Below are 19,238 nucleotides of genomic sequence, written 5' to 3'. Positions count from 1 at the left end.
TCGGCAGCTATGTCGGTTTGTGTAGCGGCTTGCTGCCGCCCATGTGCTTTGCCCCACCGCTGGCGATCAACTCGGCCAGCGCGGAAACGTCCAGCAATGCACACATGTGCTCAATCACCGTGCCGGCGAGCCATGGCCGCTGACCTCGGTGACTTCTCCATTTGATTTCGTTCGGGTCCAGGCGCAACGAGCGGCTGACCTGATGCACCGCCAGCCCCCACTCGTAGCCCTGCACCGAAATAACGTATTGCAGGCCCTGGCGGAAGTCATCGCGATAGCGGTCCGGCATGACCCAGCGCGCGGTATCCAGCACTTTCAGGTTGCCGGCCTGGCTCGGCAGGATCCCGAGAAACCATTCCGGTTGACCGAACAACGGCGTCAGCTCGTGGCCAGCCAGGGAATAAATCGAACCCAGGCACACCAGCGGCACGGCCAGGGTCAACCCGGCGACGTCGAACAACAGGCATTCGAACGGCTCGGCGGCCCAGGACGGCCGGCCATCGGTTTCCACCGGTGGCGGCGTGTTGCTCGGCGGCAGGTGGACTTCGACCACCGGCGGGACCAAGGCTTGCAACAGCGGCGCGATGGTCGAGACGGGCGCGAGGATCGGTGCCGGGGCCTCGATCACAGCGAGTGGTGCTTTCTCAACGACCGGCGCAACGACAGGAGCCGCAACGGCAGGCGTCGGGCGTGCATCACGGGCCTGTTCTTCGAGCACGGCCAACTGGAACTCGTCCAGCGCCGCTTCGACCTCGACCGCTTCAACGACCTCAATGACTTGCGCCACCGCTTCGACTTCCTGCGGCAACTCTTCAGTCGCCTCCATCAACAGGTTGTCCAGATAAGACTGGAGCGCCAGTTGCGGACGCGAAGTGGTTTTTACCGGGCGATTCATGCGAACACCGCCGTAGGAGCTACCGAAGGCTGTGATCTTTTGGCGGATTCGAAGGTGTCACAAAGCAAGATCAAAAGATCGCAGCCTGCGGCAGCTCCTGCGGGAATCGGGTTCATCAGGCCACCGCCGGGACAAGTTGTGCGGTCAGCAGATGCTTGAGCAGTGCGCGATAGGCGAGAACGCCGCGGCTCTTGCCGTCGAATTGCGAAGGCGTGACACCGGCGCGGCTCGCATCGCGCAGGCGAGTATCCACCGGGATGTAGCCTTGCCAGATTTCTTCCGGGTACTTGTCGCGCAACACACGCAAAGTCCCGAGGGACGCTTGAGTGCGGCGGTCGAACAGGGTCGGGACGATAGTGAATGGCAGCGCCTGTTTGCGCGAACGGTTGATCATCGCCAGGGTGTTGACCATGCGTTCCAGGCCTTTGACGGCCAGGTGCTCGGTCTGTACCGGGATCACCAACTGCTGGCTCGCGGCCAGAGCGTTGACCATCAACAGGCCAAGCAACGGCGGGCTGTCGATCACCGCGTAATCGAAGTCTTGCCACAATTGCGCCAGACTCTTGGCGATCACCAGGCCCAGGCCACTCTGGCCCGGCGACTGGCGCTCAAGGGTCGCCAGTGCGGTGCTCGACGGCAGCAGGGAAATGTTTTCGTGACTGGTGGGCATCAACAACTGGCCGGGCAAGCCCTGGGGCACGCTGCCCTTGTGCAGGAACAGGTCGTAGCTGCTGTGTTCCAGGCTGTCGGGGTCGTAGCCGAAATAGCTGGTCATCGAGCCGTGCGGGTCAAGGTCCACCATGACCACGCGCTTGCCCGCCTCGGCCAGCAACCCGGCTAAAGCGATAGAGGAAGTGGTTTTACCAACACCACCCTTTTGATTGGCAACTGCCCAGACTCTCATTCGGATTGTTCCTCCCGGTCGACCGGGTCGACCGAGAAATAGCTCAATGTGTTAATGCGGGTGACGGAGAATTGACGGCGCTCTCTCGTCCCGGCGACTTGACCGGGGTCGGTGCAGTTTGTGTGCCAGCACGCTTCAACGCGGCATCCGGTTTTGCATTGGCAGTTCCGGTGCCCGTCAGGCTGCGGCGTACATCGAGATTTCGGGAAACAACCAGTACGACCCGACGGTTACGCGCCCGGCCTTCGGCGGTGGCGTTGTTCGCCACCGGCTGGAACTCACCGTAACCCACCGACGCCAGGCGCCCGGGGTTCACACCCTGCATCGCCAGCATGCGCACGATGCTCGCCGAGCGGGCCGAGGACAGCTCCCAGTTGGTCGGGTATTGCGAAGTGCGGATCGGTTGATCGTCGGTAAAGCCTTCGACGTGGATCGGGTTGTCGAACGGTTTCAGGATCGCCGCGACCTTGTCGATGATGTTGAACGCCATGTCGCTGGGCATCGCATCGCCGCTGGTGAACAACAGGCTGGAATTGAGTTCGATCTCGACCCACAACTCGTTGCCGCGCACGGTCATCTGGTTGGATTTGATCAAGTCGCCGAACGCGGCGCTGATGTCGTCGGCAATGCTTTTCAACGGATCGCTCGCACCGGAGATACCGGCGTCAACCTGCTCGGCGTCCTTGACCAGCGGCTTGGCCGGGGTCACGGTCATCGGCCGTTCTTCACCGATCGGGATCGGCTTGAGGGCCCGGTCCGAATCGGTGAACACGCCGATCAGCGCTTCCGAGATGACCTTGTACTTGCCTTCGTTGATCGAGGAGATCGAGTACATCACCACGAAAAAGGCGAAGAGCAAGGTGATGAAGTCGGCGTAGGAAACCAGCCAACGTTCATGGTTTACATGTTCTTCAGGTTGACGACGACGTGCCATGGTCCATGTCTCCCATCAATCCATGAAGCCCTGAAGCTTCAACTCAATAGAGCGAGGGTTTTCACCTTCGGCGATCGACAGAATCCCTTCCAACAACATTTCGCGATAACGCGACTGGCGCAATGCAACGGACTTGAGCTTGGCAGCGATCGGCAGCAACACCAGGTTGGCACTGGCCACGCCGTAGATGGTCGCGACGAACGCCACGGCAATGCCGCTGCCCAGTTGCGTCGGGTCGGCCAGGTTGCCCATCACATGGATCAGGCCCATGACCGCACCGATGATGCCGATGGTCGGCGCATAGCCGCCCATGCTTTCGAAGACTTTGGCGGCTTCGATGTCGCGGCTTTCCTGAGTGTAGAAATCCACTTCCAGGATGCTGCGGATCGCTTCCGGCTCGGCGCCGTCCACCAGCAATTGCAGGCCTTTGCGCGAATAGTTGTCCGGTTCGGCGTCAGCCACCCCTTCCAGACCGAGCAGGCCTTCCTTGCGAGCGGTGAGGCTCCAGTTGACGACGCGATCAATGCCACCGGCCAGATCCACACGGGGTGGAAACAGAATCCAGGCAAGGATCTGCATGGAGCGCTTGAACGCGCTCATCGGCGATTGCAACAGCGCCGCACCGACGGTCCCACCGAGCACGATCAACGCCGCCGGGCCGTTGGCCAGTGCGCCGAGGTGACCGCCTTCAAGGTAGTTGCCGCCAATGATGGCGACGAACGCCATGATGATCCCGATAAGGCTGAGTACATCCATCAGATACAGGCCTCAACCAAGTGTTTGCCAATGTCGTCCAGGCTGTAAATCGCGTCCGCGAGGTCCGCTTTGACGATGGCCATCGGCATGCCGTAGATGACGCAACTGGCTTCATCCTGGGCCCAGATGGCACTGCCGCCCTGCTTGAGCAGGCGCGCACCTTCACGACCGTCGGCGCCCATGCCGGTCAACACGACCGCCAGAACTTTGTCACCGTAGGATTTGGCCGCCGAACCGAACGTGATGTCCACGCACGGCTTGTAGTTCAGACGCTCGTCGCCCGGCAGGATTTTCACCGCGCCACGGCCATCGATCATCATTTGCTTGCCACCCGGTGCCAGCAGCGCAAGGCCAGGACGCAGGATGTCGCCATCCTCGGCTTCCTTGACGTTGATGCGGCACAGCTTGTCCAGGCGTTCGGCGAAGGCCTTGGTGAAGGCCGCCGGCATGTGCTGGATCAGCACAATCGGCGCCGGGAAGTTGGCCGGCAATTGGGTCAAGACCCGTTGCAGGGCAACCGGGCCGCCGGTGGATGTGCCGATGGCGACCAGTTTGTAGGCTTTGCGTTTCGGTGCCGGTGACGACGGGCCAGCAGAGACTGGCGCACGAGTCGGCAGTGGCGCCGGTGCCGGACGCGCAGGCGCGCTGCTGCCGTAGCTGCTGGCGCTCGAAGGCGTCGGTGCAGGCGCGGCCACCGGGGCCGGGGCGCTGTAGGTATTGGCGCGACGGTTACTGCGCGAAATGCTCAGGATCTTCTCGCACAGCAGTTGCTTGACCTTCTCCGGGTTGCGGGAGATGTCTTCGAAATTCTTCGGCAGGAAGTCCACCGCACCGGCGTCCAGCGCATCCAGGGTGACCCGGGCGCCTTCGTGCGTGAGCGAGGAGAACATCAACACCGGAGTCGGACAGCGCTGCATGATGTGCCGCACTGCCGTGATGCCATCCATCATCGGCATCTCGTAGTCCATGGTGATCACGTCTGGCTTGAGGGCCAGCGCCTGATCAATCGCCTCTTTTCCGTTGGTTGCCGTACCGACAACCTGGATGTTCGGATCCGCTGAAAGAATTTCCGAGACGCGGCGGCGGAAAAACCCCGAATCGTCCACCACCAGGACTTTGACTACCATAAACACTCCGTTAGACGCAGCGGGGCGTTGTCGCCCCGCTGCGGCAGAATCAAATACGCCGTGCGGCGTAACGCTTGAGCATGCTCGGGACATCGAGAATCAGCGCAATGCGGCCGTCACCGGTGATGGTGGCGCCGGACATGCCCGGGGTTCCCTGAAGCATTTTGCCCAATGGCTTGATGACCACTTCTTCCTGGCCCACCAGTTGATCGACGACAAAGCCGATCCGCTGGGTGCCCACCGAAAGGATCACCACATGGCCCTCGCGCTGCTCTTCGTGAGCGGCGGAGCTGACCAGCCAGCGTTTGAGGTAGAACAAGGGCAGTGCCTTGTCCCGCACGATCACCACTTCCTGGCCGTCCACCACGTTGGTGCGCGACAGGTCGAGGTGGAAGATCTCGTTGACGTTCACCAGCGGGAACGCAAACGCCTGGTTGCCAAGCATGACCATCAATGTCGGCATGATCGCCAGGGTCAATGGCACCTTGATGACGATCTTCGAGCCTTTGCCCTTGGTCGAGTAGATATTGATGGTGCCGTTGAGCTGGGCGATTTTGGTTTTCACCACGTCCATGCCCACGCCACGACCCGACACATCGGAGATCTCGGTTTTGGTCGAGAAACCCGGTGCGAAGATCAGGTTGAAGCAGTCCGACTCGCTGAGACGGTCCGCCGCATCCTTATCCATCAAACCTTTCTTGACCGCGATACCGCGCAGAACATCGGCATCCATGCCCTTGCCGTCATCAGAGATGGACAGCAGGATGTGGTCGCCTTCCTGTTCGGCAGACAGAATCACCTTGCCGCTGCGAGGCTTGCCCATCGCTTCGCGCTCGCTCGGCTCTTCGATACCGTGGTCGACCGAGTTGCGCACCAAGTGGACCAGCGGGTCGGCCAGGGCCTCGACGAGGTTCTTGTCGAGGTCGGTTTCTTCGCCGACCAGTTCCAGGTTGATCTCTTTCTTGAGCTGGCGAGCCAGGTCGCGAACCAGGCGCGGGAAGCGCCCGAAGACTTTCTTGATCGGTTGCATCCGGGTCTTCATGACCGCGGTTTGCAGGTCGGCCGTGACCACGTCGAGGTTCGACACAGCCTTGGACATGGCTTCGTCGCCGCTGTTGAGGCCCAGACGGACCAAGCGGTTACGCACCAGTACCAGTTCGCCGACCATGTTCATGATTTCGTCGAGACGCGCGGTATCAACCCGCACGGTGGTCTCGGCTTCACTGGCCGGTTTTTCCGCTGGCGGCGCAGAAGGCGCGGCGCGAGCAGGTGCCGGTGCAGCCGCGGCGGCCGGTTTCGGCGCTTCCGCTTTAGGCTCGGGCGCTTTGGCCACCGGTTTCGGCGCAGCAGCAGGTGCCTTGGCGGCAGGCGCTGTAACCACAGTGCCGGTGCCAACTTCGGTGAACTTGCCTTTGCCGTGCAATTCGTCGAGCAGCGATTCGAACTCGTGATCGGAGATCAGATCACCGCCAGCCGCTTTAGCGGTAGGCGCAGCCGGGACCGGTGCCGAAGCAATGGCCGATTCCAGCGCGTCCACGGCGAAGTTGCCCTTGCCGTGCAGTTGATCCAGCAGGGCTTCGAATTCGTCGTCGGTGATGTCCGAGCTGTCGCCGGCCGCTTTCGGGGCCGCCGGTGCAGCAGGCGCTGCCACCGCATCGACCGCGAACTGGCCTTTGCCGTGCAGCTGATCGAGCAACGACTCGAACTCGGCGTCGGTGATTTCGTCGCTGGCCGCGGCATTGCTGCTCGGGGCTGGCGCAGCGGCTGGAGCTTCGGCCTGAGCCTTGACGGCGTTCAGCGAGTCCAGCAGTTGTTCGAATTCGTTATCGGTAATGTCCCCCGACTCGCTTTCCGCGGCCGGTTCTTCCACCGCTTCGGCAACCGGGGCTGCTTCGTCGGCGGTTTGCGGCTCGGCCAGACGGGCCAGTGCCGCAAGCAATTCTGGAGTGGCAGCCGTGATCGGGCTGCGTTCGCGGACTTCGGTGAACATGCCGTTCACCGCATCCAGCGCTTCGAGTACCACGTCCATCAGTTCCGAGTCGACGCGTCGTTCACCCTTGCGCAGGATGTCGAACACGTTCTCGGCGATGTGACAGCACTCCACCAGCTCATTGAGCTGGAGGAAGCCGGCGCCCCCTTTTACAGTGTGAAAACCGCGAAAAATTGCATTGAGCAAGTCCGCATCATCCGGTCGGCTTTCCAGCTCGACCAGCTGTTCGGACAGTTGCTCTAGAATCTCGCCGGCCTCAACCAGGAAATCCTGAAGGATCTCTTCATCGGCGCCGAAGCTCATTAAGGGGGTGCTCCCAAGGTCTAAAAACCTAAAAAACCTAAAATCCTAAAACTCTAAAATCCTAGGCTGGATAACAAATCGTCCACATCGTCCTGACCGGACACAACGTCTTCTCTTTTATCGGCATGAATCTGCGGACCTTCACCCTGAGAGAGATGTTTTTGCGGATCTTTTTCAGCCAGCATCGCTTCACGGTCATGTTCGATACCCGCAAAGCGGTCTACCTGGCTGGCCATGAGCACGAGCTTGAGCAGGTTGCTTTCAACTTCGGTGACCAATTGGGTCACGCGCTTGATCACTTGACCGGTGAGGTCCTGGTAATCCTGGGCCAGCAGAATGTCGTTGAGGTTGCTCGACACCGTGCGATTGTCTTCGCTACTGCGTGTCAGGAAACCGTCGACTCGCCGGGCCAGCTCACGGAACTCTTCAGCCCCGACTTCGCGACGCATGAAGCGTCCCCAGTCGGTGCTCAACGCCTGGGCTTCCTGGCTCAGGCCATTGACCAGCGGCGTGGCGTTTTCCACCAGGTCCATGGTGCGGTTGGCAGCGGCCTCGGTCAGCTTGACCACATACCCCAGACGCTCGGTGGCATCCGTGATCTGCGAGACTTCCTCGGCTTGCGGCATGTTCGGGTCAATCTGGAAATTGACGATCGCGCTATGCAGCTCGCGAGTGAGCTTGCCCACTTCCTGGTACAGGCCGCGGTCACGGGTCTGGTTGAGCTCATGGATCAGTTGCACAGCGTCGCCGAACCTGCCTTTTTCGAGGCTTTCGACCAGTTCGACCGCATGTTTTTTCAGGGTCGATTCAAAATCGCCCTGTGAAGATTCGTTATGCTCCATAGCTCCCCCGTGGCGCAGTTGCTCAACCGATGCGTTCGAAAATCTTTTCGATTTTTTCTTTCAACGCCTGGGCCGTGAAGGGTTTGACCACATAGCCGTTAACACCGGCCTGGGCCGCTTCGATGATCTGTTCGCGCTTGGCTTCAGCGGTCACCATCAGCACTGGCAAGTGCTTGAGTTTTTCATCGGCGCGCACGTGGCGCAGCAGGTCGATGCCCGTCATGCCAGGCATGTTCCAGTCTGTTACCAGAAAGTCGATGCTGCCGCTGTTGAGAACCGGAATGGCAGTGGTGCCATCGTCAGCCTCGACCGTGTTGGTGAACCCAAGGTCACGCAACAGGTTTTTAATGATCCGCCGCATCGTTGAGAAGTCATCAACGATGAGGATTTTCATGTTCTTGTCCAATTCGACCTCCAAGCAGTCTTAAACGCGTCCAGCACCTGGACGCGCCATTTCAATCAATCCGGCAAAGCACTCAAATGACTGTCTGGAGCACAACAGATCGAGACCGCTGCAGTTCAACACCACACCAGCCTCGTTCGCAGTGTCCCCACACTGCCTTCAGCGCGCTCGCCACTCCCCCAAACGCCCCCGCAAGCGGGCCGCGCACTGGCTGTGTAACTGGCTGACACGGGATTCGCTGACACCCAGGACCTCACCGATTTCCTTGAGGTTCAGCTCTTCGTCGTAGTACAGCGCCAACACCAGTCGCTCACGCTCCGGCAAATTGGCAATCGCGTCCGCCAATGCAGCCTGGAAACGTTCATCTTCCAGATCGCGTGACGGCTCCAGATGAGCACTGGCGCCATCCTCGTGCAGCCCTTCGTGTTCGCCGTCCTGCAACAGGTCGTCGAAACTGAACAGGCGGCTGCCCAAGGTATCGTTCAAAATCCCGTAATAATCGTCGAGACTCAATTGGAGTTCGGCCGCAACTTCGTGATCTTTAGCGTCACGGCCGGTTTTAGCTTCAATCGAGCGAATTGCGTCGCTGACCATACGGGTATTGCGGTGGACCGAACGTGGAGCCCAGTCCCCCTTGCGTACTTCATCGAGCATCGCGCCACGGATTCGAATGCCCGCGTACGTTTCGAAACTCGCGCCTTTGCTGGCGTCATATTTGGTCGACACTTCAAGCAGGCCAATCATCCCGGCCTGGATCAGGTCTTCCACCTGGACACTGGCCGGCAAACGCGCCAGCAAGTGGTAAGCAATGCGTTTAACCAGTGGCGCATAACGCTCGATCAGCTCGTATTGCGCATCACGGGCCGATTTCTTGTAGAGGTTGTAGCCACTGGCTGTCATAGGACGGGTCCTGCGGTCTGTTGCACGAGACGCTCAACGAAAAATTCCAGATGCCCGCGCGGGTTGGCCGGCAGCGGCCAGGTGTCGACCTTCTGGGCAATCGCCTTGAAAGCCAGGGCGCACTTGGAGCGCGGGAAGGCTTCGTAGACAGCACGTTGCTTCTGCACGGCCTTGCGCACGCTTTCGTCGTAAGGCACGGCACCAACGTATTGTAGGGCGACGTCGAGGAAGCGGTCCGTGACCTTGGTCAACTTGGCGAACAGGTTGCGACCTTCTTGCGGGCTCTGGGCCATGTTGGCCAGGACGCGGAAGCGGTTCATGCCGTAATCGCGGTTCAGCAACTTGATCAGGGCGTAGGCGTCGGTAATCGAGGTCGGCTCGTCACACACCACCAGCAACACTTCCTGGGCAGCGCGGACAAAACTGACTACCGAGTCACCAATACCCGCAGCAGTGTCGATCACCAATACGTCGAGGTTGTCGCCGATATCGCTGAAAGCCTGGATCAGGCCGGCGTGTTGGGCCGGGCTCAGATGAACCATGCTCTGGGTGCCGGACGCGGCCGGCACGATGCGGATACCGCCCGGGCCCTGCAACAGAACGTCGCGCAGCTCGCAGCGGCCTTCGATCACGTCGGCCAGGGTCCGTTTGGGCGTCAGTCCCAGCAGAACGTCGACGTTCGCCAGACCCAGATCGGCGTCCAGCAGCATGACGCGCCGGCCAAGCTCTGCTAGAGCCAGGGACAAGTTCACTGACACGTTAGTCTTCCCGACGCCACCTTTGCCGCCGGTCACCGCGATCACCTGTACGGGATGCATGCTGCCCATGTTATTTCTTTACCTTGTCTTGCATAGACGGAGGCCACATTACTGGCTGCGCGTTCATTAACTGAACAATGCATGGCAGACCATCGATGTAGGTACAAAAACTGTTCATTAGTACCTCAGCCAACCTGCTTGGTCGGGCTGTGGTAAATATCAGCGAACATGTCAGCCATGGCTTCTTCGCTGGGTTCTTCCTGCATTTGCACGCTGACCGCGCGACTGACCAACTGGTGACGCCGCGGCAGATGCAAATCATCTGGAATCCGTGGGCCATCGGTGAGGTAAGCCACCGGCAATTCATGACTGATGGCCAGGCTCAACACCTCGCCCAGGCTCGCCGTTTCATCCAGTTTAGTCAGGATGCAGCCAGCCAGCCCACACCGCTTGTAGCTGTGATAAGCAGCGGTTAGAACCTGTTTCTGGCTGGTGGTTGCCAGGACCAGATAATTTTTTGAACGAATCCCGCGACCGGCCAGGCTTTCGAGCTGCATGCGCAGTGCCGGATCGCTGGCTTGCAGGCCGGCGGTATCGATCAGAATCACGCGTTTGCGCAGCAACGGATCCAACGCCTGAACCAGAGACTGGCCCGGATCGACGTGGGTCACCGACACATTAAGAATGCGGCCCAACGTCTTGAGTTGTTCCTGGGCGCCGATGCGGTAGCTGTCCATGCTCACCAGCGCAATGCTTTGCGCGCCGTACTTGAGCACGTAACGGGCGGCGAGCTTGGCCAGGGTGGTGGTCTTGCCCATGCCGGCAGGGCCGACCATGGCAATCACGCCGCCCTCTTCCAGTGGCTCGACTTCCGGTGTGGCGATCATCCGCGCCAGGTGCGCCAGCAACATGCGCCAGGCCTGGCGAGGTTCTTCAATATCGGTAATCAGCGCCAGCAGGTCGCGGGACAACGGGCCGGACAAGCCGATGCGTTGCAGGCGACGCCACAGGTTGGCCTGGGCCGGACGGCTGCCTTGCAGCTGATTCCAGGCCAGGGAGCCGAGTTGCACTTCCATCAGTTCGCGCAGGCTGTTGAGCTCGAAACGCATCGAGTCGAAAGCCCGCGGGTCAACACCGCCGGCGGCTGGCGCAGGGGCCGGCGCTGCACGACGAGGTTCGGAATACGTCGGTTCGATCAGTGGCTCGGCGGCGGTCAACGGCAGGCCGGCGAACAACTGGCGATTGGTGGTCTTGTCGCCGCTGGTTTCGCCTTCGCCGCGCAGGCTCAGTTCGGCCTGGGCGGTGACGATGCGCGACTGGGTCTTGCGCAGCTCATCCTCGAGTTCCATGTTCGGAACGCGCGGGGCCAGCGCCGACAGTTTGTAATCCAGGGCAGCCGTCAGCTCCACACCGCCGGCGATCCGGCGGTTGCCAATAATGGCCGCGTCAGCGCCCAGCTCATCACGAACCAGTTTCATGGCCTGACGCATATCGGCGGCGAAAAAACGCTTAACTTGCATAAACCACTACCTCAGCCGTTGGGCCCTACTGTCGCAACGATGGTCACTTGCTTGTTGTCAGGGATTTCCTGATACGCCAACACGTGCAAACCCGGGACTGCCAGCCTGCCGAAGCGCGACAGCATCGCGCGAACCGGACCGGCTACCAGCAGAATCACCGGTTGACCTTGCATCTCTTGACGCTGTGCCGCATCGATCAACGAGCGTTGCAGCTTCTCTGCCATGCTTGGCTCCAGCAGAACGCCCTCTTCCGAGCCTTGTCCTGCCTTCTGAAGACTATTGAGCAATATTTGTTCCAACCTTGGCTCCAAGGTGATAACTGGCAGCTCCGACTCAGTCCCTACAATGCTTTGGACGATTGCGCGGCTTACGCCGACGCGCACTGCGGCCACCAGCGCGGCAGTATCTTGACTCTTGCTGGCGTTGTTGGCGATGGCCTCGGCGATGCTGCGAATGTCGCGCACCGGCACTTGTTCGGCGAGCAACGCCTGCAAGACCTTGAGCAATTGCGACAGCGACACAACCCCCGGTACCAGCTCTTCAGCCAGTTTCGGCGAGCTTTTGGCCAGCAATTGCATGAGTTGCTGCACTTCTTCGTGGCCAATCAGCTCACTGGAGTGCTTGTACAGAATCTGGTTCAAGTGGGTCGCCACCACCGTACTGGCATCCACCACGGTGTAGCCGAGGGACTGCGCCTGGGCGCGCTGGCTGATTTCGATCCAGACCGCCTCCAGGCCAAAAGCCGGATCTTTGGCGGTAATGCCGTTCAGCGTGCCGTAGACCTGCCCGGGGTTGATCGCCAGCTCGCGATCCGGGTAAATCTCGGCCTCGGCCAGGATCACGCCCATCAGGGTCAGGCGATAAGCGCTCGGCGCCAGGTCGAGGTTGTCACGAATGTGCACAGTCGGCATCAAGAAGCCCAGGTCCTGGGACAGCTTCTTGCGCACGCCCTTGATCCGCGCCAGCAACTGACCACCCTGGTTGCGGTCCACCAGCGGGATCAGGCGATAGCCCACTTCCAGGCCGATCATGTCGATCGGGGTCACGTCATCCCAGCCAAGTTCCTTGGTTTCCTGGGCGCGGGCCGGGGATGGCAGCAGCTCTTGTTGACGCTTGACCTCCTGCAGGGCCTGGACCTTGACCACGCTCTGCTTCTTCCAGAACAGGTACGCACCGCCGGCCGCCAGGGCCGCCATGCTGAGAAAGGAGAAGTGCGGCATGCCGGGCACCAGGCCCATCACCGCCATCAAACCTGCCGCCACCGCCAACGCTTTGGGCGAGGCGAACATCTGGCGACCGATCTGCTTGCCCATGTCTTCCGAGCCGGAAGCACGGGTCACCATGATCGCCGCTGCTGTAGATAACAACAGTGATGGCAATTGCGCCACCAAACCGTCACCGATGGTCAGCAACGCGTAAACCCGACCGGCATCGCCGAAGGTCATGCCGTGCTGGAAGATACCGACCGCCATGCCGCCGATCAGGTTGATGAACAGAATCAACAGGCCGGCGATGGCGTCACCGCGCACGAATTTACTGGCACCGTCCATGGAACCGTAGAACTCGGCTTCCTGGGCGACTTCCATGCGGCGCAATTTGGCCTGGTTCTGATCGATCAGGCCGGCGTTCAAGTCGGCGTCGATGGCCATCTGTTTGCCGGGCATCGCATCGAGGGTGAAACGCGCGCTCACCTCGGAAATCCGCCCGGCACCCTTGGTCACCACGACAAAGTTGATGATCATCAAAATCGCGAAGACCACGATACCGACCACGTAGTTACCGCCGATCACCACCTCACCGAAGGCCTGGATCACCTTACCGGCGGCGGCGTGGCCTTCCTGCCCGTGGAGCATTACCACCCGCGTGGACGCCACGTTGAGCGCCAGGCGCATCAGCGTCGCCACCAGCAGAATGGTCGGGAACACGGCGAAATCCAACGGCCGCAAGGCGTAGACGCAGACCAGCAGCACGACGATGGACAAGGCGATGTTGAACGTGAAGAACACGTCCAGCAGGAACGGCGGCACCGGCAACATCATCATGGCCAGCATGACCAGCAGCAACAGCGGCACACCCAGATTGCCCCGACTCAAGTCGGCGACGTTTGTGCGAGCACTGTTGATTAACTGAGAGCGATCCACCGGTTTTCCCCGTTCCTTTAAAGCAAACTTTTGACGCCTGAAGCAGGCGCAGAGCGGCTACTGCAAGAAGCCTTCCAACTTTTGCCGGGCTTGGAATGATCGTTCCCACGCTCTGCGTGAGAATGCAGCCCGGGACGCTCTGCGCCCCATCAAAAGCCGAACGCAGAGCGTCCGAAGAGGCATTCCCACGCAGAGCGTGGGAACGATCTTAAACAGAGGTTGGTGCGGGCCTGGAAGATCAAAAGATCGCAGCCTTCGGCAGCTCCTACGGATTGGGTTTACACCGCAATAGCGGAGGCGCCTATAGGAGCTGCCGAAGGCTGCAATCTTTGCTTTTAAACAGCGATGTTTAAGCGACATCTCCAGACACTTACTCGCCCTACACATTCTTGCGTCACGGACTACGCGTGCGCCAGAATCCGCCGGCTTGTGCGCTTGAGGGTCGGGTTTTATCGTTTCCGGGTCGCTGAAAAACAGTGATCGGGTTGGTAGCCCGGATATCTAGTCGCAAAGCACCATTTCTTTGCTGAGACGTTTCGCCTCGGTTTTATGGTGGTCATGCGCAGGCGCCTTCGGGCGAGCCGCTCTAGTCCCGGTCTACCAACCTGCGTGTGGCCGCCACCCTTCGTCTGGTAGCGAGGGTGATGGCTCCCTTTTTATGGGCTAGGAGCTTCCCTATGTTCAAACCAACACCCAACCCACCAGAAACCGAAAACCTCCAAAAAGCCGCCGACCGCGCCCTCGACGAATACATCACCCTCTCCGCCCGCCTGAACGCCACCGCGCGAAAACCCAGCACCCTGTTCATGGTCGCCCCCGACAGCAAAACTGAAAACCTGCTGGCCCACGCCAGTGAGTCACTGGCCTCGGCCAACGTCATGGCCTGCGATTTCGCGGACGTGCTGAAAGGCTCGCAGCGCAGCACGATGCTGGGGATTGCACAAAACATCATGCTGGGTGAGTTGGCGGTGAACCAAGCACTGGATAATCTCGATCCGCAGGACTAGCGAATAACGCGCTCCCCCTGTGGGAGCGGGCTTGCTCGCGAAGAGGCCATCTCAGTCGACCAAGATGTTGACTGAAATACCGCTTTCGCGAGCAAGCCCGCTCCCACAGGTTTTGTGGCATGAACGATTGTTGGGGTTTATCAGGAATCGCGGCGCAGATCCGGCGGGATCGGCAGGTCGTCCTTGAGCGGATCCGGGCGTTTGCCCTTGCCGGCGCGGTGCTGGCGGATCTGGTAGACGTAGGCCAACACCTGGGCAACGGCCAGGTACAGGCCACCAGGGATTTCCTGGTCGAGTTCGGTGGAGTAGTAGATCGAACGCGCCAGGGCTGGCGATTCGAGCAGCAGCACTTCGTTGGCCACGGCGATTTCACGGATTTTCAAGGCGAGGAAGTCGCTGCCCTTGGCGAGCAGCATCGGCGCCCCGCCCTTCTCCGGGTCGTACTTGAGGGCCACGGCGTAGTGCGTCGGGTTGGTGATGACCACGTCGGCATCCGGAATCGCCGCCATCATCCGGCGCTGGGACATCTCGCGTTGCAGCTGTCGAATCCGCTGCTTGACCTCCGGTCGCCCTTCCTGGTCCTTGTGCTCGTCGCGCACTTCCTGCTTGGTCATCAGCAGCTTCTTATGGCTTTCCCACAACTGCACCGGCACATCCACCGCAGCAATGATGATCAGCCCGCAAGCCATCCACAACGTGCTCCAACCCACCACTTGCAGGCTGTGAATAATCGCCAGTTCCAACGGTTCGTGGGCAATACGCTGCAAGTCGTCGATGTCCGAGGACAACACCGCCAGGGCCACGAACAGCACGATGGTGAACTTGGCGAACGCCTTGAGCAGTTCAACCAACGCTTTGGTGGAAAACATCCGCTTGAGGCCACTGAGCGGGTTCATCCGGCTGAACTTCGGCGCCAGGGAGCCGAACGCAAACAGCCAGCCACCCAAGGAGATCGGCCCGATGATCGCCGCCAGCACCAGCGAGATCATGATCGGCTGAATCGCCCACAGGCCGATTTGCCCCGAATGCAGCAGGTAATTGGTCATGGATTTCTCGTCCATGATCACTTCCCGTGGCAGCGAGAAGTTGATGCGCATCAACTCCATCATGTCCTGGGCCAGGGCGCCGCCGAAAATCAGCAGGGCGCTGGCGCCGACCAACATGATCGCCAGGGTGTTGAGTTCCTTGGAGCGCGCCACCTCACCTTTTTCACGGGAGTCTTTCTTGCGCTTGTCCGTGGGGTCTTCTGTTTTGTCTTGACCGCTTTCGCTCTCAGCCATGACTCAGCGCGCCTGTGCCAGTTCGCGTAAAAACTGCAAGGCCTCGACGGCCATGGGTTGATACTGATTGATGATGTCGCCGAGGCTGACCCAGAGAATGAACATCCCGAGCACCAGGGTCAGCGGAAAACCGATGGAAAAGATGTTCAGTTGCGGCGCCGCCCGGGTCATCACGCCAAACGCGATGTTGACCACCAGCAACGCGGTGATCGCCGGCAACACCAGCACCAACGCGGCACCCAGGACCCAACCGAGCTTGCCCGCCAGCTCCCAGAAATGATTGACCATGAAGCCACTGCCGACCGGCAGCGTGGTGAAACTTTCGGTGAGCACTTCGAAGACCACCAGGTGGCCGTTCATCCCCAGGAACATCAGTGTCACCAGCATGGTGAAGAACTGCCCGATCACCGCCACCGACACGCCGTTGGTAGGGTCGACCATGGACGCGAAGCCCATGCCCATCTGGATCGCGACAATCTGCCCGGCCACCACGAACGCCTGGAAAAACAACTGCAAGGAGAAGCCCAGCACCGCGCCGATCATGATCTGCTCACCAATCAGCAGCAGCCCGCTGAGGTCCAGCGGATTGACCGGCGGCATCGGCGGTAGCGCCGGCGTAATGACGACTGTGATCGCCAACGCCAGATACGCCCGCACACGCCGGGGCACCAGGGTCGTGCCGAAGATCGGCATGACCATCAGCAACGTGCCGACGCGAAACAGCGGCAACATGAACGTCGCCACCCAGGTGCTGATCTGGGTATCGGTCAGTTGCAGCAGCGACATGGCTTAGCCGATGACCATGGGAATACTGCCGTACAACCGCTGGATGTATTCCATGAAGGTCTGCACCAGCCACGGGCCGGCGACGATCAGCGTCACCAGCATCACCAACAGGCGCGGCAGGAAGCTCAAGGTCTGTTCGTTGATCTGGGTGGCAGCCTGGAACATCGCCACCAACAGACCCACGAGCAGGCTCGGAATCACCAGCACCGCGACCATCATGGTGGTCAACCACAGCGCATCCCGGAAGATGTCTACGGCGACTTCTGGCGTCATGGCGAAACACCTCCGAAACTGCTGGCCAACGTACCGATGATCAGCGCCCAGCCATCGACGAGCACGAACAGCATGATCTTGAACGGCAGGGAAATGATCAGCGGCGACAGCATCATCATCCCCATGGCCATCAGCACACTGGCCACGACCAGGTCGATGATCAGGAACGGAATGAAGATCATGAAGCCGATCTGGAACGCGGTTTTAAGCTCCGAGGTCACGAACGCCGGCACCAGGATGGTCAACGGCGCCTGATCCGGCGTGGCAATGTCCGTGCGCTTGGACAGGCGCATGAACAGCTCAAGATCGCTGGTGCGGGTCTGGGCGAGCATGAAGTCCTTGATCGGCACTTGCGCCTTGAGCACGGCATCCTGGGCGGTCATTTTTTCCGCCAGGTAGGGCTGCAAGGCATCGTTGTTCACCCGGTCGAACACCGGCGCCATGATGAACAGGGTCAGGAACAGCGCCATGCCGGTGAGGATCTGGTTCGACGGCGTCTGCTGCAAGCCCAGGGCCTGACGCAGGATCGAGAACACGATGATGATCCGGGTGAAACTGGTCATCAGCATGACGAACGCCGGAATAAAGCTCAGCGCGGTCATGATCAGCAGGATTTGCAGGCTGACCGAGTATTCCTGCGCACCCTGCGCATTGGTGCCCAGGGTGATGGCCGGGATCGACAGCGGATCGGCGGCGAACGCCAGCGGCGCCGCCAGCATCAGGGCCAGGGTCAAGACGATGCGGAGCGCACCCATTACTTCTTATCCTTCTGATCCTTGCCCAGCAGTTCCATCAGGCGCTGGGCAAATTCCGGGGTCGATTTTTCCGTCATGCCTGGCACCTGCACCGGTTCCTTGAGCACATGCAACGCGGTGATGGTGCCGGGGCTGAGGCCGAGCAGAATCTGCTCGTTGCCGACTTGCACCAGCATCAACCGGTCGCGGGGGCCCAAGGCGCGGGAACCGATGATCTCGATCACCTGGCCCTTGCCGGCGGGTCCGGCCTGCTGCACCCGGCGCAACAGCCAGGCGAGGAAGAAGATCAACCCCAGCACCAGCAGCAGGCCGAAGACCAATTGCGTCAATTGCCCTGCCATGCCGCTGCTGGCGACCGGCGCGGCGGCGGCCGTCGCAGTGGCCACCGGTTCGGCCGCCAGTGCACTGAGCGGTAACGCCAACACAAACCCCAGAACCTTGTTCACTTAGCGCAGCTTCTTGATACGTTCGCTTGGGCTGATCACGTCGGTCAGGCGGATGCCGAACTTCTCGTTGACCACAACCACTTCGCCGTGGGCGATGAGGGTGCCGTTGACCAGCACGTCCAGCGGCTCGCCGGCCAGACGATCGAGTTCGATCACCGAACCCTGGTTGAGTTGCAGCAGGTTACGGATGTTGATGTCGGTGCTGCCCACTTCCATGGAAATCGACACCGGGATGTCGAGGATCACATCCAGGTTCGGGCCATCCAGAGTCACCGGCTCGTGGTTCTTCGGCACACTGCCGAATTCTTCCATCGGCAGACGGTTGGAGGCCGAGCCACCGGTGTCGGCGGCCAACAGGGCATCGATATCGTCCTGGCCGGCATCACCGGTTTCTTCCAGCGCGGCAGCCCATTCATCAGCCAGTGCCTGGTCGTCCTGGGCGTTCATATCGTCGTTCATCGTGTGTCCTCGGTAACTCTTCAATCAGAAGCAGTCATGTGGCAAATAGGGGTTGGAGCGCCGGTCAGCGGCGCTCGATCGGCTCGATCACCTGCAACGCGAGGTTGCCTTTGTGCGAGCCCATCTTGACCTTGAACGCAGGCACGCCGTTGGCGCGCATGATCATTTCGTCCGGCATCTCGACCGGGATGATGTCCCCCGGCTGCATGTGCAGGATGTCCCGCAGGCGCAACTGGCGACGGGCCACGGTGGCACCGATCGGCACGTCCACGTCCAGCACGTCCTGGCGCAAGGCGTTGACCCAGCGCTCGTCCTGGTCATCGAGGTCCGACTGGAAGCCGGCATCGAGCATTTCGCGTACCGGCTCGATCATCGAGTACGGCATGGTCACGTGCAGGTCGCCGCCACCGCCATCGAGTTCGATGTGGAACGTGGACACCACAATCGCTTCGCTCGGGCCGACGATGTTGGCCATGGCCGGGTTCACTTCCGAGTTGATGTACTCGAAGTTGACTTCCATGATCGCCTGCCAGGCTTCCTTCAAATCGATGAAGGCCTGCTCCAGCACCATGCGCACCACCCGCAGTTCGGTCGGGGTGAATTCACGCCCTTCGATCTTCGCGTGACGGCCATCGCCGCCGAAGAAGTTGTCCACCAGTTTGAACACCAGTTTGGCGTCGAGGATGAACAGCGCGGTGCCGCGCAACGGCTTGATCTTGACCAGGTTGAGGCTGGTCGGCACGTACAGCGAGTGCACGT

At 60.5% G+C, this 19,238-nt stretch carries 20 protein-coding genes; 1 reads left to right on the top strand and 19 read right to left on the bottom strand.

Annotated elements, in window-relative coordinates; translation table 11 throughout:
• Window positions 1-7 precede the first annotated feature (7 nt).
• The 12 genes from ACIQY3_RS06740 to flhA form a co-directional block, all read right to left on the bottom strand.
• Window positions 8-895, bottom strand: a complete 888-nt coding sequence (locus ACIQY3_RS06740; RefSeq protein WP_403018095.1) for a CheW domain-containing protein — start codon at window positions 893-895, stop codon at window positions 8-10.
• Between the two features lie 115 nt (window positions 896-1,010).
• Window positions 1,011-1,799, bottom strand: a complete 789-nt coding sequence (locus ACIQY3_RS06735) for a ParA family protein (protein WP_054049373.1) — start codon at window positions 1,797-1,799, stop codon at window positions 1,011-1,013.
• A 43-nt stretch (window positions 1,800-1,842) separates the two neighbouring features.
• Window positions 1,843-2,733 (bottom strand): flagellar motor protein MotD, encoded by an 891-nt coding sequence (motD, locus tag ACIQY3_RS06730; RefSeq protein ID WP_403018094.1) that lies wholly within the window; start codon window positions 2,731-2,733, stop codon window positions 1,843-1,845.
• A 15-nt stretch (window positions 2,734-2,748) separates the two neighbouring features.
• Window positions 2,749-3,489, bottom strand: coding sequence for a flagellar motor protein (locus tag ACIQY3_RS06725; RefSeq protein WP_403018093.1), 741 nt, complete (start codon window positions 3,487-3,489; stop codon window positions 2,749-2,751).
• A complete protein-coding gene (locus ACIQY3_RS06720; protein WP_403018092.1) occupies window positions 3,489-4,616 on the bottom strand; it encodes a chemotaxis response regulator protein-glutamate methylesterase in 1,128 nt (375 codons plus the stop codon). Before ACIQY3_RS06720 ends, ACIQY3_RS06725 begins: the two co-directional genes overlap by 1 nt.
• Before the next feature lie 49 nt (window positions 4,617-4,665).
• On the bottom strand, window positions 4,666-6,909 hold the full coding sequence (locus tag ACIQY3_RS06715; RefSeq protein WP_403018091.1) for a chemotaxis protein CheA: 2,244 nt from the start codon (window positions 6,907-6,909) through the stop codon (window positions 4,666-4,668).
• A 53-nt stretch (window positions 6,910-6,962) separates the two neighbouring features.
• Window positions 6,963-7,751 (bottom strand): protein phosphatase CheZ, encoded by a 789-nt coding sequence (locus ACIQY3_RS06710; RefSeq protein ID WP_403018090.1) that lies wholly within the window; start codon window positions 7,749-7,751, stop codon window positions 6,963-6,965.
• 22 nt (window positions 7,752-7,773) lie between these two features.
• Entirely contained in the window at window positions 7,774-8,145 is a 372-nt protein-coding gene (locus ACIQY3_RS06705) for a chemotaxis response regulator CheY (RefSeq protein WP_003183998.1), read from the bottom strand.
• Window positions 8,146-8,313: 168 nt separating this feature from the next.
• Entirely contained in the window at window positions 8,314-9,054 is a 741-nt protein-coding gene (gene fliA, locus ACIQY3_RS06700) for an RNA polymerase sigma factor FliA (protein WP_007894214.1), read from the bottom strand.
• Window positions 9,051-9,881 carry a flagellar synthesis regulator FleN gene (gene fleN / locus ACIQY3_RS06695; RefSeq protein WP_003222917.1) on the bottom strand — a complete coding sequence of 277 codons (831 nt, stop codon included), beginning with the start codon at window positions 9,879-9,881 and terminating at the stop codon, window positions 9,051-9,053. The genes fliA and fleN overlap by 4 nt, the downstream gene beginning before the upstream one ends.
• Window positions 9,882-9,997: 116 nt before the next feature.
• Window positions 9,998-11,332, bottom strand: a complete 1,335-nt coding sequence (flhF, locus tag ACIQY3_RS06690; RefSeq protein WP_403018089.1) for a flagellar biosynthesis protein FlhF — start codon at window positions 11,330-11,332, stop codon at window positions 9,998-10,000.
• Between the two features lie 11 nt (window positions 11,333-11,343).
• On the bottom strand, window positions 11,344-13,473 hold the full coding sequence (flhA, locus tag ACIQY3_RS06685; protein ID WP_163909074.1) for a flagellar biosynthesis protein FlhA: 2,130 nt from the start codon (window positions 13,471-13,473) through the stop codon (window positions 11,344-11,346).
• Between the two features lie 677 nt (window positions 13,474-14,150).
• On the opposite strand from flhA, the gene ACIQY3_RS06680 reads away from it, so the two are divergent.
• The gene (locus ACIQY3_RS06680) at window positions 14,151-14,480 is read left to right on the top strand and encodes a DUF6124 family protein (protein ID WP_403018088.1); all 330 of its coding nucleotides are present in this window, start codon (window positions 14,151-14,153) and stop codon (window positions 14,478-14,480) included.
• Between the two features lie 140 nt (window positions 14,481-14,620).
• On the opposite strand, the gene flhB is transcribed toward ACIQY3_RS06680, so the two are convergent.
• The 7 genes from flhB to fliM all read right to left on the bottom strand — a co-directional run.
• Window positions 14,621-15,760 carry a flagellar biosynthesis protein FlhB gene (gene flhB, locus ACIQY3_RS06675; protein ID WP_403018087.1) on the bottom strand — a complete coding sequence of 380 codons (1,140 nt, stop codon included), beginning with the start codon at window positions 15,758-15,760 and terminating at the stop codon, window positions 14,621-14,623.
• A gap of 3 nt (window positions 15,761-15,763) precedes the next feature.
• The gene (gene fliR / locus ACIQY3_RS06670) at window positions 15,764-16,546 is read right to left on the bottom strand and encodes a flagellar biosynthetic protein FliR (RefSeq protein ID WP_403018086.1); all 783 of its coding nucleotides are present in this window, start codon (window positions 16,544-16,546) and stop codon (window positions 15,764-15,766) included.
• Between the two features lie 3 nt (window positions 16,547-16,549).
• Window positions 16,550-16,819 (bottom strand): flagellar biosynthesis protein FliQ, encoded by a 270-nt coding sequence (gene fliQ, locus ACIQY3_RS06665; protein WP_054049350.1) that lies wholly within the window; start codon window positions 16,817-16,819, stop codon window positions 16,550-16,552.
• Complete coding sequence (gene fliP, locus ACIQY3_RS06660; protein WP_213941450.1) at window positions 16,816-17,574, bottom strand: flagellar type III secretion system pore protein FliP; 759 nt, start codon at window positions 17,572-17,574, stop codon at window positions 16,816-16,818. The genes fliQ and fliP overlap by 4 nt, the downstream gene beginning before the upstream one ends.
• A complete protein-coding gene (gene fliO / locus ACIQY3_RS06655) occupies window positions 17,574-18,020 on the bottom strand; it encodes a flagellar biosynthetic protein FliO (protein ID WP_403018085.1) in 447 nt (148 codons plus the stop codon). Before fliO ends, fliP begins: the two co-directional genes overlap by 1 nt.
• Entirely contained in the window at window positions 18,021-18,479 is a 459-nt protein-coding gene (gene fliN, locus ACIQY3_RS06650; RefSeq protein WP_403018084.1) for a flagellar motor switch protein FliN, read from the bottom strand.
• A 64-nt stretch (window positions 18,480-18,543) separates the two neighbouring features.
• Window positions 18,544-19,238: flagellar motor switch protein FliM (gene fliM, locus ACIQY3_RS06645; protein WP_403018083.1), on the bottom strand; the 695-nt coding region annotated here is incomplete at its 5' end.

It is taken from the genome of Pseudomonas sp. NPDC096950 (assembly GCF_044762525.1).
In the GTDB taxonomy this organism is placed as follows: domain Bacteria; phylum Pseudomonadota; class Gammaproteobacteria; order Pseudomonadales; family Pseudomonadaceae; genus Aquipseudomonas.
Note: the sequence above shows the minus strand (reverse complement) of the source record. Positions and strands in the feature narration are given on the sequence as shown.

Coding starts and splice junctions, on each gene's coding strand:
- flhF (WP_403018089.1), bottom strand. CDS start 11,332: ATGCAAGTTAAGCGTTTTTTCGCCGCCGATATGCGTCAGGCCATGAAA.
- ACIQY3_RS06680 (WP_403018088.1), top strand. CDS start 14,151: ATGTTCAAACCAACACCCAACCCACCAGAAACCGAAAACCTCCAAAAA.
- fleN (WP_003222917.1), bottom strand. CDS start 9,881: ATGGGCAGCATGCATCCCGTACAGGTGATCGCGGTGACCGGCGGCAAA.
- fliA (WP_007894214.1), bottom strand. CDS start 9,054: ATGACAGCCAGTGGCTACAACCTCTACAAGAAATCGGCCCGTGATGCG.
- ACIQY3_RS06705 (WP_003183998.1), bottom strand. CDS start 8,145: ATGAAAATCCTCATCGTTGATGACTTCTCAACGATGCGGCGGATCATT.
- fliP (WP_213941450.1), bottom strand. CDS start 17,574: ATGGGTGCGCTCCGCATCGTCTTGACCCTGGCCCTGATGCTGGCGGCG.
- fliR (WP_403018086.1), bottom strand. CDS start 16,546: ATGTCGCTGCTGCAACTGACCGATACCCAGATCAGCACCTGGGTGGCG.
- ACIQY3_RS06720 (WP_403018092.1), bottom strand. CDS start 4,616: ATGGTAGTCAAAGTCCTGGTGGTGGACGATTCGGGGTTTTTCCGCCGC.
- ACIQY3_RS06735 (WP_054049373.1), bottom strand. CDS start 1,799: ATGAGAGTCTGGGCAGTTGCCAATCAAAAGGGTGGTGTTGGTAAAACC.
- ACIQY3_RS06715 (WP_403018091.1), bottom strand. CDS start 6,909: ATGAGCTTCGGCGCCGATGAAGAGATCCTTCAGGATTTCCTGGTTGAG.
- fliQ (WP_054049350.1), bottom strand. CDS start 16,819: ATGACGCCAGAAGTCGCCGTAGACATCTTCCGGGATGCGCTGTGGTTG.
- ACIQY3_RS06740 (WP_403018095.1), bottom strand. CDS start 895: ATGAATCGCCCGGTAAAAACCACTTCGCGTCCGCAACTGGCGCTCCAG.
- ACIQY3_RS06710 (WP_403018090.1), bottom strand. CDS start 7,751: ATGGAGCATAACGAATCTTCACAGGGCGATTTTGAATCGACCCTGAAA.
- flhB (WP_403018087.1), bottom strand. CDS start 15,760: ATGGCTGAGAGCGAAAGCGGTCAAGACAAAACAGAAGACCCCACGGAC.
- ACIQY3_RS06725 (WP_403018093.1), bottom strand. CDS start 3,489: ATGGATGTACTCAGCCTTATCGGGATCATCATGGCGTTCGTCGCCATC.
- motD (WP_403018094.1), bottom strand. CDS start 2,733: ATGGCACGTCGTCGTCAACCTGAAGAACATGTAAACCATGAACGTTGG.
- fliN (WP_403018084.1), bottom strand. CDS start 18,479: ATGAACGACGATATGAACGCCCAGGACGACCAGGCACTGGCTGATGAA.